Source organism: Aquipseudomonas alcaligenes NBRC 14159 (assembly GCF_000467105.1).
In the GTDB taxonomy this organism is placed as follows: Bacteria; Pseudomonadota; Gammaproteobacteria; order Pseudomonadales; family Pseudomonadaceae; genus Aquipseudomonas; species Aquipseudomonas alcaligenes.
On the sequence record NZ_BATI01000021.1, the window covers coordinates 58,517 to 72,202 of the forward strand.

Genomic DNA, 13,686 nt, shown 5'->3' on the forward strand with positions numbered 1-13,686 from the left:
CGGGCATCACCTCCGTAGCTTCTCCGGTGCCCGATCATGCGTCTCAAGCAGCTCACCAACCTCTCCACCGCCCTGCTGGTCACCGCCTGCGTCGCCCTCGGCGGCACCCTCTGGTGGTCCGAGACCGCGCTGGAGCGCCCTTACCTGCTGATGCAGCGCTACCTGGCCCTGTCACAACAGTTCCAGCAGCAGGTCGCGGACAACGTGCAGGCCTACCTGGGCAGCGGCGACGCCCTGCGCCACAAGCAGGCCCAGCAGGCCATCGAGACACTGGCCACGCAACTCGGCGAACTGCCGCCGCAGCTGGCCGACAGCCTACGCCCGAGCCTGGAAGAGCTCAGCCAGTTCGTCGCCGGCGACCTGCTCGCTGCCGGCAAGCTGGCCGGCGACCCGCAGGGCCTGCTGCTGCAGGCCGAGCGCGAGATCGGCGGCACCCTGGAGCAGCTGCAGCAATACGCTTCGGCCAGCGGTAACAGTCAGGCCGGCACCTACCAACTCCCCCTGTTCCAGGCCGCTCAGCACCTGGCACGCCTGGCCCATGCCCGCGGCAAGCTGGTCAGCAGTGGCCGCAGCGAACTGGCTGGCGATGTCGAACGCGAACTGGCGGCACTCAGCCTGCGCGCCAGCGAATTGCAGAACCTGCCGCTGCTCGGTGTCACCGAGAGCAGCGACGCGGGTGACAGCTTTGCCGCCATGCTCGGCCTGGACAGTGGCGCCGAAGACGAGCAGGCCGAGGATCAGGGCATCGCCCTCAAGCGCGAGCTGAGCAGCCTGCTCAAGCGCTATCCGGCCGAACTGCAGCGCACCCAGGCGCTGGTCCGCCAGCGCGCCGAACTGGCCAGTGCCAGCGCCAGGCGGGTCGACGACCTGCAGCAGGCCCTGGCCGCGCTGGAGCCGGAGGTGCGCGCCGAGCATGCGCGCATCCAGGCTGAAGTGCGCCTGGTGCAGGGCCTGGCGATCGGCCTGATCCTGCTGATCGCGCTGTTCCTCGACCAGATCCAGCGGCGCATGAGCCATGTCCTCACGCGTCTGGCCCCGGCCCTGTCGACCTGGGCGGCCGGCGACTTCGCCGCCGACATCCAGCTGCAGGCGCGCACCCGCGAGATGCGCGACATCGAGGACTCGCTCAACCGCCTGCGCCGCTATCTGGTCGAGCTGGTCGGCACCATCCACCAGCACGCCGGCGAAGTGGCCGGCAGCAGCCGCACCCTGGCCGAGCTGAGCCAGGGCCTGCACGGCGGCGCCGAGCGCCAGCTGGCCGATACCGCGCAGATCCGCGACGCCCTCGGCGAACTCGAACACACCATTGCCAGCGTGGCCGGCGACGCCAGCCAGGCCGCCGACGCCAGCCGCGCCGCCAGCCGCGCGGTGGAACAGGGCCAGCGGGTAATCGAGCAGAGCCTCAAGGGCCTGCATGATCTGGTCGGCGAGGTGCAGGGCAATGCCCAGTCGATCGAACAATTGGCCACCGAGACCGCCACCATCGGCCAGGTGCTCACGGTGATCCGCGGCGTGGCCGAACAGACCAACCTGCTCGCCCTCAACGCCGCCATCGAGGCGGCACGCGCCGGCGAGATGGGCCGCGGCTTCGCCGTGGTGGCCGAGGAAGTGCGCTCGCTGGCCCAGCGCACCAGCGGCGCCACCGAGGAGATCCAGCAATTGATCGCCCGCCTGCAGCAGGCCGCCCAGCAATCGGTAGCGGCGATGCGCGCCCAGGTAGAACATGCCGAAGCCACCGCCGAGCAGGCCGAACAGGCCGATGGCGCGCTGGACCAGGTGGTCGGCGCCATCCGTACCATCGCCAGCATGGCCGAGCGCACCGCCGAGGCCACCGCCCAGCAGGGTGGCGCCGCCAGCGAAATCCGCGACCGCAGCGAACGCATCCACCACCTGGGCGGCGACAACCTGACCCGCATCGGTGAAGGTCGCGTCCAGGGTGAACAACTGCTGCAGCTGGGCAGCCAGCTGCACACGGCGGTGCAGGCGTTTCGCGTGGCCTAGCGGCACCACGCGTCGGCCGCCAACATCCGCTTACGCTCTGCGCCACCCGGTCGCCTGGGGTCCGCCGCCGGACTTGGGTATGATGCCCGCCAAGTCCGTCGTGCGAGCCCGTCATGCGCCGTCTGCTCCCTCTGTTCCTGCTGCTGTTCACCCTGCCCGCCCTCGCCGGTCTGTTCGACGACCCGGCCCCGCGCGGCGTGATCGATGATGCCCCGCTGAACAACAGCAGCGACTTCCTGCCGGTGCGCGAGGCTTTTCGCCTCAGCCTGGTTAGCAGCGATGCCCAGTCGGTGAAGCTGCGCTTCGTGGCGGCCGAGGGCTATTACCTTTATCGCCACCAGTTCAAGTTCCGCATCGAGCCCAGCGACCTGGCCAAGGGCGAGGCGCGGCTGCCGGCGGGCAAGCCCAAGCACGACCAGTACTTCGGCGATGTCGAGGTGTACTACGGCATCACCGACGTCGAGCTGCCGCTGGACAACCCCATCGACCTGCCCTTCACCGTGCACGTGTCCTACCAGGGCTGTGCCGACAAGGGCCTGTGCTACCCACCGGAAAACGAACGCGTCGAAGTCGACGGCCAGGGCGCGGCCCCGACCGCGCCCGCAGCCGGCACGGCGCCCAGCGCACCGGCGCAGGCCGGCTGGACCTGGAAGGAACTGGCGCTGTTCTTCCTCGGCGGCCTGGCCCTGACCTTCACCCCCTGCGTGCTGCCGATGCTGCCGATCCTCACCGGCGTGGTGCTGCGCGGCCAGCCCGGCGGCACTCGCGGCCTGGTGCTGTCGCTGGCCTACGTACTGCCGATGGCACTCAGTTTCGCCATCCTCGGCGCGCTGATGGGCCTGTTCGGCGCCGAACTCAACCTGCAGGCACGCCTGCAGTCGCCCTGGGTGCTGGTACCCTTCGCCATCTTCTTCGCCCTGTTCGGCGCCGCCAGCCTGGGCTTCCTCGAACTGCGCCTGCCGGCCGCCATCGACGGGCGCCTGCAGCGTCTGAGTCAGCGTCTGCACGGCGGCACCATCTTCAGCGCCGCCGCTCTCGGCGTACTGTCCAGCCTGCTGGTATCGCCCTGCGTGTCGGCGCCGCTGGCCGGTGCCCTGCTGTATATCAGCAGCAGCGGCGACGCCCTCGGCGGCGGCCTCAAGCTGCTCGCCCTGGGCCTGGGCATGGGTGCGCCGCTGGTGCTGTTCGCCGTCGGCGGTGGCGCCCTGCTACCGAAGTCCGGCCCCTGGATGGTCACCGTGCGCAACGCCTTCGGTGCCCTGCTGATGGCGGTGGCAGTGTGGCTGCTCGAACGCGTGGTGCCCGGTCCGCTCGCACTGGCGCTGTGGGGCCTGCTGGCCGCCGGTATCGCCCTGTGGCTGGGCGTGCTGGAGCTGACGCCCAAGACCCACCACCAGAAACTGGCGCAGCTGCTCGGCCTGCCGCTGCTGGTCTACGCGCTGGTCGCCTGGGTTGGCGCCCTGCAGGGCGAGAGCGACCCGCTGCGTCCGCTGGGGCATGCCCAGGTCGGCGCAGCCGTCGCAGCACCCAGCGCGCAGCAGAGCGAATGGCAGACCGTGACCACCCCGGCCGAACTGGATGCCGCGCTGGCCGAGGCAAAAAGCGCCGGCCAGCCGCTGCTGCTGGACTGGTACGCCGACTGGTGCATCAGCTGCAAGGTGATCGAGCGCGAGGTACTCACGGCGCCGACCGTGACCGCGCAGCTGGGCGGCTACCGGCTGATCCGCTTCGACATCACCGAAAGCCGCGAAGACCAGCGCGCCCTGCTCGACCGCTATCAGCTGTTCGGCCCGCCGGCGATCCTGTTCTTCGGGCCGAAGGGTGACGAATGGGCCGATCTGCGTGTCGTAGGTGAAATCAGCGCCGCCGACTTCGCCGAACGCCTGACCCGCGCCGCCGCACGCCAGAACTGACGACGTCATATTTCTGCCGCAAATTTCGCCCATCTTGCCGACTACTCCCGGCAACTGGACAGCCCGCAGCGCTTTCGGCATAGTCCCGGCCAATCCACGGTCAGAACAACAAGGAAGCGCCCATGGCCACCCTACTGGTGCTGCACGGCCCCAACCTCAACCTGCTGGGTACCCGCGAACCCGACAAATACGGCGCCACTACCCTAGCCGAGATCAATCAGGATCTGGAGCAGCGCGCCCGCGCCGCCGGCCATCATCTGCTGTACCTGCAGAGCAATGCCGAGTACGAGCTGATCGAGCGCATTCATGCGGCGAAAGGTGAAGGAGTCGACTTCATCGTCATCAATCCGGCCGCTTTCACTCACACCAGCGTCGCATTACGTGACGCGTTGCTGGCGGTGAGCATCCCATTCATCGAAGTGCACCTGTCCAACGTGCACAAGCGCGAACCATTCCGCCATCACTCCTACTTCTCCGACGTAGCGGTGGGAGTGATCTGCGGCCTCGGCGCCAGCGGCTACCGCCTGGCTTTGGAGGCTGCCCTGGAACAATTAGAACGCCCCTGACCTCACCCTTGGGAGTTGCAAAACTATGGATATCCGTAAAGTCAAAAAACTGATCGAGCTGCTGGAAGAGTCCGGTATCGACGAGCTGGAAATCCGCGAGGGCGAAGAGTCCGTGCGCATCAGCCGCCATAGCAACAAGGCCATGGCCGCCCAGCCGATCTACGCCGCCGCCCCGGCCCCGGTCGCCGCGCCGGTTGCCCCGGTCGCCGCTGCAGCCCCGGCGGCCGACGCCGCACCGGCCGCCGCCAAGCTGAACGGCCATGTGGTGCGCTCGCCGATGGTCGGCACCTTCTACCGCGCCGCCTCGCCGACCTCCGGCAACTTCGCCGAAATCGGCCAGACCGTGAAGAAAGGCGACATCCTGTGCATCGTCGAAGCCATGAAGATGATGAACCACATCGAGGCCGAGGCCAGCGGCGTGATCGAGTCGATCCTCGTCGAGAACGGCCAGCCGGTTGAGTACGACCAGCCCCTGTTCACCATCGTTTGATGCGCGGGGAACCTGCGATGCAGAAGCTGGAGAAAGTCCTGATCGCCAACCGTGGCGAAATCGCCCTGCGCATCCTGCGCGCCTGCAAGGAAATGGGCATCAAGACGGTGGCCGTCTACTCCACCGCCGACCGTGACCTGATGCACCTGGGTCTGGCCGACGAGACCGTGTGCATCGGCCCGGCGCCGGGCGCGCAGTCCTATCTGAGCATTCCGGCCATCATCAGCGCCGCCGAAGTCACTGGCGCCACCGCCATCCACCCGGGCTACGGCTTCCTGGCCGAGAACGCCGACTTCGCCGAGCGCGTCGAGAAGTCCGGCTTCGCCTTCATCGGCCCGACCGGCGACGTGATCCGCCTGATGGGCGACAAGGTCTCGGCCAAGGAAGCCATGATCAAGTCCGGCGTGCCGGTGGTCCCGGGCTCCGAAGGCCCGCTGCCGGAAGACGAGGAAGAAGCCCTGCGCATCGCCCGTGAAGTGGGCTACCCGGTGATCATTAAGGCCGCCGGCGGCGGCGGTGGTCGCGGCATGCGCGTGGTGCACAAGGAAGAAGACCTGATCAAGTCGGCCAAGCTGACCCGCACCGAAGCCGGTGCCGCGTTCGGCAACCCGATGGTCTACCTGGAGAAGTTCCTCGGCAATCCGCGCCACGTGGAAGTCCAGGTGCTGTCCGACGGCCAGGGCAACGCCATCCACCTGTATGACCGCGACTGCTCGCTGCAACGCCGTCACCAGAAGGTGCTGGAAGAAGCCCCCGCTCCGCTGATCGACGAGAAGGCCCGCGCCGAAGTGCTCAAGCGCTGCGTCGATGCCTGCGTGGAGATCGGCTACCGTGGCGCCGGCACCTTCGAGTTCCTCTATGAAGACGGTCGCTTCTACTTCATCGAGATGAACACCCGCGTGCAGGTTGAGCATCCGGTCACCGAAATGGTCACCGGCATCGACATCGTCAAGGAGATGCTCAGCATCGCCGCCGGCAACAAGCTGTCGATCAAGCAGGAAGACGTGAAGATCCTCGGCCACGCCCTGGAATGCCGGATCAACGCCGAAGACCCGGACAACTTCATGCCCTGCCCCGGCAAGGTCAAGCACTTCCACGCCCCGGGCGGCAACGGCATCCGCGTCGACTCGCACCTGTACAGCGGCTACTCGGTACCGCCGAACTACGACTCGCTGATCGGCAAGCTGATCAGCTACGGTCGCACCCGCGACGAAGCCATGGCGCGCATGCGCAACGCCCTGGACGAGATCGTGGTCGACGGCATCAAGACCAATATCCCGCTGCACCGCGACCTGGTGGTCGACAAGGGCTTCAATAAAGGTGGTGTGAATATCCACTACCTTGAGAAGAAGCTGGGCATGGATAAGCACTGACGCGAGTTCGTAGGACGGGAGCAACCCGCGCGGGTTTCACCTGCCCTACACGCACAAGGGTCGCCCACGGGCGGCCCTTGTCGTTTCCGGCCAGCGCCTGCGGTGGCAGCCGAGCCCTCCCTCAAGTAAGCTGCGCGGCCAATTGCACCTAGCGTCGCATCGTTCACGAGGTTTCCCATGCCCTGGTTACAAGTCCGTCTCGCCATCACCCCGGAACAGGCGGAGACCTACGAGGACGCCCTGCTCGGCGTCGGCGCCGTGTCGGTAACCTTCATGGACGCCGAAGACCAGCCGATCTTCGAGCCGGACCTGGGCACCACTCCGCTGTGGTCCAACACCCATCTGCTGGCGCTGTTCGAGGCCGATACCGACCCGACCAACCTGGTCGCGCACCTGCAGCTGCTCACCGGCGGCGAGCTGCCGGCCCACGAGATCGAGCACATCGAAGACCAGGACTGGGAACGCAGCTGGATGGACAACTTCCAGCCCATGCGCTTCGGCCAGCGCCTGTGGATCGTGCCGAGCTGGCACGCCGCGCCTGAGCCGGAGGCAGTCAACCTGCTGCTCGACCCGGGCCTGGCTTTCGGTACCGGCACCCACCCGACCACCGCGCTGTGCCTGGAATGGCTGGACGGCCAGGACCTGAATGACTGCACGGTGATCGACTTCGGCTGCGGCTCCGGCATCCTCGCGATTGCCGCCCTACTGCTCGGCGCACCGCAGGCCATCGGTACCGACATCGACCCGCAGGCGCTGGAGGCCTCGCGCGACAATGCCGGGCGCAACGGCATCGACCCGGCGCGCTTCCCGGTCTACCTGCCCGCCGACATGCCACAACAGCCGGCCGAAGTGGTGGTGGCCAATATCCTGGCCGGCCCGCTGGTCTCGCTGGCCCCGCAGATCACCGCCCTGGTCAAGGCCGGCGGCCGCCTGGCGCTGTCCGGCATCCTCGCCGAGCAGGCCGAGGAAGTTCGCGCGGCTTATGCAGACGCCTTCGACCTCGATCCGACCGCGATCAAGGACGGCTGGGTACGCATCAGCGGCGTCAAACGCGCCTAGAGCTTGTCGACCCAGGCCCCGGCTTGGGTAAACTAACGCCCTGTTTCGCACGGACCGCCGCATGACCGACAGCTTCGTCACCCAATGCCCCCACTGCCGTACCAGCTTCCGCATCAGTCGCGCGCAGCTGGGCGCAGCCCATGGCGCCGTGCGCTGCGGGGCCTGCATGCGCGTGTTCAATGCCGCCCAGCAACTGCTGGTGGATCAGAACCGGGTCAGCAAACCGGCCACAGCACCGACAGCCGCGCGCCCCGCGGCCCCGGCAGCACCTGCGCCTGCGCCCCGCCCTGCTCCAGCCGCAGCAGCAGTGCCCGCGCCCAGCGCTCCGGCCCAACCGGTCGCTGCGCAACCGGCGACGGCTCCGGTACCGGCCAAACCGGCCCAACCGGCAGCGGCCGAGAAGAAATCCGTCGATACCCTGTGGATTCACGACGATCTGGACCTGGACAGCCTCGACCTCGACGAGGAGCTGGCCAAGCTGGAAGAACAGGAAATGCAGCTGTCCCGCGAGTTCCTGGCGATCGACAGCGCGCCCAAGCCGGGCACACAGCTGCTGCATGCCGACGAGGAAGACAGTCGCCACGACGAGAGCTGGGCCGAATCCCTGATCAAGGACGAGCCGCCGCGCAAGACCGCGACCATGGCCCCGGTGCGGCCGCGCCCGGAACCCGCGCCCGAGCCGCTGCGCGCCGAACCCCAGGTTCGCGCCAAGCCCGTCGAGGAACCACCGGCAGAGCGCGATGAGCCGCCGCTGGGCAACCTGTCCGCCGCCGACGAGGAGGATGCCGAGGAGATCGCCGATGGCGACTACCGCATCGCCGCCGAGCCGACGTCGACTCCGGCACAGCCCGCCAAATCGGTGCGCAGCGAACCGGCATTGCGCGACGACAGCCTGCTGGAACTCAGCGAAGACCCGCTCCACCTCGACTGGCAGCAGCCGAAGAAGCCCTGGGGCCGCTGGATCGGCTGGGGCCTGCTGAACCTCATTGCCGCCGGCGCGCTGGCCACCCAGTACACGGTGTATCACTTCGAGGAACTGGCGCGTCAGGACCAGTATCGCCCCTGGTTCGAGGCGATCTGCCCGGAAATCGGCTGCACCCTGCCGTCCAAGGTCGATATCGCGCAGATCCGCAGCACCAACCTGGTGGTGCGCAGCCACCCGCAATACATGGACGCGCTGATGGTCGACGCCATCCTCTACAACCGCGCCCAGTTCGCCCAGCCTTTCCCGCTGCTGGAACTGCGCTTCGCCGACCTCAACGGCCAGCTGATCGCCAGCAGCCGTTTCCGCCCCAGCGAGTACCTCAGCGGCGAGCTGGCCGGCCAGGACGAGATGCCGCCGCAGACGCCCATCCACATCTCCCTGGAGATCAAGGACCCGGGCGCCAAAGCGGTCAACTACAGCCTCAGCTTCCACTCCCCCGAATAGGCCGCAGACGCCGGATTTCCGGCGCTCCAGCCTTGTCACCCAGCCAACGGCGATAACCCGATGGCTGCTCATAATTTGTTCAAAACAGCCTTTATCCGGTCATCGAGAGCGGGTATCATGCCCTCCCTTTTTCGCACTCCCCCGATCGCCGTTTCGCTCTCTGGCAGGCTACGCCATTGCCCGAAACGACCTTCGAGACAACAGGGATGACCATGTCGGTGGTACGCATCGGCCCTTACACACTGCCCAACCAGCTGATCCTCGCCCCCATGGCGGGCGTCACCGATCAGCCGTTCCGGCAGCTGTGCCGGCGCCTTGGCGCCGGCATGGTGGTCTCCGAGATGGTCACCAGCGACGTACGCCTGTGGAACAGCCGCAAGTCGCGCCTGCGTCTGGTGCACGAGGGCGATCCCGAGCCGCGCTCGGTACAGATCGCCGGCGGCGATCCCGAGATGCTGGCCGAGGCCGCCCGTCGCAATGTCGAGCTGGGCGCGCAGATCATCGACATCAACATGGGCTGCCCAGCCAAGAAGGTCTGCAACAAGGCCGCCGGCTCGGCCTTGATGAAAGATGAAGAGCTGGTGACGGCCATCCTCAATGCGGTGGTCAAAGCGGTCGATGTGCCGGTGACCCTGAAGATCCGCACCGGCTGGGATCGCGCGAACAAGAACGGCATCACCGTGGCGAAGATCGCCGAACAGGCCGGCATCAGCGCCCTGGCCGTGCACGGCCGGACCCGCGCCGACCTGTACACCGGCTCCGCCGAGTACGACACCATCGCCGCGATCAAGCAGGCGATCTCCATTCCGGTGTTTGCCAATGGCGACATCGATTCGCCGCACAAGGCCCAGCAGGTACTCGACGCCACCGGTGCCGACGCCCTGCTGATCGGTCGTGCGGCGCAAGGGCGGCCGTGGATCTTCCGCGAGATCGCCCATTTCCTGGCAACCGGCAAGGAGCTGCCGGCGCCGACACTATACGAAGTAGAACGGATCCTGCTGGAACACCTGGCCGCCTTGCACGCCTTCTATGGCGAGCTGATGGGCGTACGCATCGCCCGCAAGCATGTCGGCTGGTACCTGGCAACTCTACCCGGCGCCCGCGAGTTTCGCGCCGAGTTCAATCGTCTGGAAAGTACGGACGCGCAGTACACCGCAGTTCGGCAGTTCTTCGCCGAGCAGAACAATAAGGGAAATGAGGTGGCCGCATGACGAGGATGACCGAGCCTTTTTTTGAGCAATCAGTTTTTGATGGGGCAGTACCCGTGAGCGACAACGCCAACCTGAAGCAGCACCTGAACACGCCGTTCGAACAGGGCCAGACCCTGCGCGACAGTGTGGAGAAGGCCCTGCACAACTACTTTGCCCATCTCGAGGGAGCGGACGTCACCGACGTCTACAACCTGGTACTGACCGAGGTCGAAGCGCCGCTGCTGGAAACCGTGATGAACCACGTCAAGGGTAACCAGACCAAGGCCTCCGAACTGCTCGGTCTGAACCGCGGCACCCTGCGCAAGAAGCTCAAGCAATACGATCTGCTGTAATCACCCGAATGCCTGGAAAAGGGCGGCCCGCACAAGCCGCCCTTTTTTACTGAATTCCTCAGCTCCGATGGACTTTGCAATGACCGACCAGACCACCCGCCTCCCCGTTCGCTGCGCCCTGATCAGCGTTTCCGACAAGACCGGCATCCTCGAATTCGCCCGCGAACTCGAGGCCCTCGGCGTGGAAATCCTCTCCACCGGCGGCACCTACAAGCTGCTCAAGGACAACGGCGTGGCCGCGGTGGAAGTCGCCGACTACACCGGCTTCCCGGAGATGATGGACGGTCGCGTGAAGACCCTGCACCCGAAGATCCACGGTGGCATCCTCGGCCGTCGCGCCCTCGACGGCGACGTGATGGAGCAGCACGGCATCAAGCCGATCGACCTGGTCGCGGTCAACCTCTACCCCTTCGCCGCCACCGTGGCCAAGCCCGGCTGTGACCTGGCCGACGCCATCGAGAACATCGACATCGGCGGTCCGACCATGGTCCGCTCCGCCGCCAAGAACCACAAAGACGTGGCCATCGTGGTCAACGCCAGCGACTACGCCGGCATCGTCGACAGCCTGAAAGCCGGCGGCCTGAGCTACGCCCAGCGCTTCGATCTGGCGCTGAAGGCCTTCGAGCACACCGCCGCCTACGACGGCATGATCGCCAACTACCTGGGCACCATCGACCAGAGCCGCGACACCCTGTCCACCGAAGAACGCGGCGCCTTCCCGCGCACCTTCAACAGCCAGTTCATCAAGGCCCAGGAAATGCGCTACGGCGAGAACCCGCACCAGAGCGCGGCGTTCTATGTGGAAGCGCAGAAAGGCGAGGCCAGCGTCGCTACCGCCATCCAGCTGCAGGGCAAGGAACTGTCGTTCAACAACGTGGCCGACACCGACGCCGCGCTGGAATGCGTGAAGAGCTTCGTCAAGCCGGCCTGCGTCATCGTCAAGCACGCCAACCCGTGCGGCGTGGCCGTGGCCACCGATGAAGAAGGCGGCATCCGCAAGGCCTACGACCTGGCCTATGCCACCGATACGGAATCCGCGTTTGGCGGCATCATCGCCTTCAACCGTGAGCTGGACGGTGAAACCGCCAAGGCCATCGTCGAGCGTCAGTTCGTCGAAGTGATCATCGCGCCGAAAGTCTCCCAGGCTGCCCGCGACGTGGTCGCTGCCAAAGCCAACGTGCGTCTGCTGGAGTGCGGCGAGTGGCCGGCCGAACGTGCCGCCGGCTGGGACTTCAAACGCGTCAACGGCGGCCTGCTGGTACAGAGCCGTGATATCGGCATGATCACCGCCGCCGACCTGAAAGTGGTGACCAAGCGCGCCCCGACCGAACAGGAAATCCACGATCTGGTGTTCGCCTGGAAAGTGGCCAAATTCGTCAAATCCAACGCCATCGTCTACGCCAAGGGCCGCCAGACCATCGGCGTCGGTGCCGGCCAGATGTCGCGCGTCAACTCCGCGCGCATCGCCGCCATCAAGGCCGAACACGCCGGCCTGCAGGTTGCCGGCGCGGTAATGGCCTCGGACGCCTTCTTCCCGTTCCGCGACGGCATCGACAATGCCGCCAAGGTCGGCATCACTGCAGTGATCCAGCCGGGTGGTTCGATGCGAGATGCCGAAGTCATCGCGGCCGCTGATGAAGCGGGAATCGCGATGGTGTTCACCGGCATGCGCCACTTCCGCCACTAACCGTGGCACGGCCGCGCTGAAGCGCCCGTCTGCGTTGTTGGAGGCCGATTCGCCGATGCTCATTGCCACTAGGCAACTGCGCTCGTCGAACCGACCTCCGCCTAGCAGCCAGACGCTCCATCACGGCCCGATAGAGCGCTAGAAGCAAGATTTTCGTAGGGTGGACAGCCGAAGCTGTCCACCGAACGGGCCACCGGCCCGCCTCCACAAGGAGAGAGACATGAACGTACTGATCATCGGCAGCGGCGGCCGCGAGCACGCCCTGGCCTGGAAAGTGGCGCAGGACAAGCGCGTCGAGAAGGTCTTCGTCGCCCCAGGCAACGCCGGCACCGCCACCGAGGCCAAGTGCGAGAACGTGGCCATCGACGTGCTGGCCATCGAGCAGCTGGCCGACTTCGCCGAGAAGAACGTGCAGCTGACCATCGTCGGCCCTGAGGCGCCGCTGGTGAAGGGCGTGGTCGACCTGTTCCGTTCGCGCGGCCTGGACATCTTCGGCCCCACCGCCGCCGCCGCCCAGCTGGAAGGCTCCAAGGCCTTTACCAAAGACTTCCTGGCCCGCCACAAGATTCCGACTGCCGACTACCAGAACTTCACCGAAGTCGAGCCGGCCCTGGCCTACCTGCGCGAGAAAGGCGCCCCCATCGTGGTCAAGGCCGACGGCCTGGCCGCCGGCAAGGGCGTGATCGTCGCCATGACCCTGGCCGAAGCCGAAGAAGCCGTGCGTGACATGCTGTCGGGCAACGCCTTCGGTGACGCCGGCGCGCGCGTGGTGATCGAGGAGTTCCTCGACGGCGAGGAAGCGTCGTTCATCGTCATGGTCGACGGCGAGAACGTGCTGCCGATGGCCACCAGTCAGGACCACAAGCGCGTCGGCGACGGCGACAGCGGCCCGAACACCGGTGGTATGGGCGCCTACTCGCCGGCTCCGGTGGTCACTCCGGACGTGCACCAGCGCGTGATGGACGAAGTGATCTACCCTACCGTGCGCGGCATGGCCGCCGAAGGCAACGTCTACACCGGCTTCCTCTATGCCGGTCTGATGATCGACAAGGCCGGCAAGCCCAAGGTCATCGAGTTCAACTGCCGCTTCGGCGACCCGGAGACCCAGCCGGTCATGCTGCGCCTGGAATCCTCCCTGGTGCTGCTGGTCGAGGCCGCGCTGGCCAAGGCGCTGGACAAGGTCGAGGCGACCTGGGACCCGCGCCCGACCGTGGGTGTGGTGATCGCCGCCGGTGGCTATCCGGGCGACTACGCCAAGGGTGACGTGATCGAGGGCCTGGACGCCGCCGCCAAGATCGACGGCAAGGTGTTCCACGCCGGTACCGCGCTGAAGGACGGCAAGGTCGTCACCGCCGGCGGCCGCGTGCTGTGCGCCACCGCCATTGGCCCGAGCGTGTCGTCCGCCCAGCAGCAGGCCTACCGCCTGGCCGAGCAGATCCGCTGGAACGGCAGCTTCTACCGCACCGACATCGGCTACCGCGCCATCGCCCGCGAGCAGGGAGAAAGCTGATCCGGCAGGCCGGTCACGCCGATTCGCGACCGGCCGCATAGTAAAGATGCGGTAAACTCCCCAGAAAGGCAGCCGGCATGGCTGCCTTTTGCGCATAAGCCGTAGCTATAATCGG

The 13,686-nt window shown here is 66.7% G+C and carries 11 protein-coding genes; all 11 read left to right on the plus strand.

Features of this window, described 5'->3' with window-relative positions; all coding sequences use genetic code 11:
* Positions 1-36 precede the first annotated feature (36 nt).
* Positions 37-2,001, plus strand: a complete 1,965-nt coding sequence (locus PA6_RS24800; RefSeq protein WP_021701437.1) for a methyl-accepting chemotaxis protein — start codon at positions 37-39, stop codon at positions 1,999-2,001.
* Positions 2,002-2,114: 113 nt separating this feature from the next.
* The gene (gene dsbD, locus PA6_RS13250) at positions 2,115-3,914 is read left to right on the plus strand and encodes a protein-disulfide reductase DsbD (protein WP_021701438.1); all 1,800 of its coding nucleotides are present in this window, start codon (positions 2,115-2,117) and stop codon (positions 3,912-3,914) included.
* Positions 3,915-4,036: 122 nt separating this feature from the next.
* A complete protein-coding gene (gene aroQ / locus PA6_RS13255; RefSeq protein WP_021701439.1) occupies positions 4,037-4,480 on the plus strand; it encodes a type II 3-dehydroquinate dehydratase in 444 nt (147 codons plus the stop codon).
* Positions 4,481-4,505: 25 nt separating this feature from the next.
* Positions 4,506-4,970: an acetyl-CoA carboxylase biotin carboxyl carrier protein gene (gene accB, locus PA6_RS13260; protein WP_021701440.1), complete on the plus strand. Its 465-nt coding sequence runs from the start codon at positions 4,506-4,508 to the stop codon at positions 4,968-4,970.
* Between the two features lie 17 nt (positions 4,971-4,987).
* The gene (gene accC, locus PA6_RS13265; RefSeq protein WP_021701441.1) at positions 4,988-6,343 is read left to right on the plus strand and encodes an acetyl-CoA carboxylase biotin carboxylase subunit; all 1,356 of its coding nucleotides are present in this window, start codon (positions 4,988-4,990) and stop codon (positions 6,341-6,343) included.
* A gap of 177 nt (positions 6,344-6,520) precedes the next feature.
* A complete protein-coding gene (gene prmA, locus PA6_RS13270; RefSeq protein ID WP_021701442.1) occupies positions 6,521-7,402 on the plus strand; it encodes a 50S ribosomal protein L11 methyltransferase in 882 nt (293 codons plus the stop codon).
* Positions 7,403-7,463: 61 nt separating this feature from the next.
* A complete protein-coding gene (locus PA6_RS13275; protein ID WP_021701443.1) occupies positions 7,464-8,831 on the plus strand; it encodes a DUF3426 domain-containing protein in 1,368 nt (455 codons plus the stop codon).
* Positions 8,832-9,043: 212 nt separating this feature from the next.
* Positions 9,044-10,042 carry a tRNA dihydrouridine synthase DusB gene (gene dusB, locus PA6_RS13280; RefSeq protein WP_021701444.1) on the plus strand — a complete coding sequence of 333 codons (999 nt, stop codon included), beginning with the start codon at positions 9,044-9,046 and terminating at the stop codon, positions 10,040-10,042.
* Complete coding sequence (gene fis, locus PA6_RS13285) at positions 10,039-10,374, plus strand: DNA-binding transcriptional regulator Fis (protein ID WP_021701445.1); 336 nt, start codon at positions 10,039-10,041, stop codon at positions 10,372-10,374. Before dusB ends, fis begins: the two co-directional genes overlap by 4 nt.
* 79 nt (positions 10,375-10,453) lie before the next feature.
* Positions 10,454-12,061, plus strand: a complete 1,608-nt coding sequence (gene purH / locus PA6_RS13290; protein WP_021701446.1) for a bifunctional phosphoribosylaminoimidazolecarboxamide formyltransferase/IMP cyclohydrolase — start codon at positions 10,454-10,456, stop codon at positions 12,059-12,061.
* Between the two features lie 220 nt (positions 12,062-12,281).
* Positions 12,282-13,571: a phosphoribosylamine--glycine ligase gene (purD, locus tag PA6_RS13295; protein WP_021701447.1), complete on the plus strand. Its 1,290-nt coding sequence runs from the start codon at positions 12,282-12,284 to the stop codon at positions 13,569-13,571.
* The last annotated feature ends 115 nt before the right edge of the window (positions 13,572-13,686 follow it).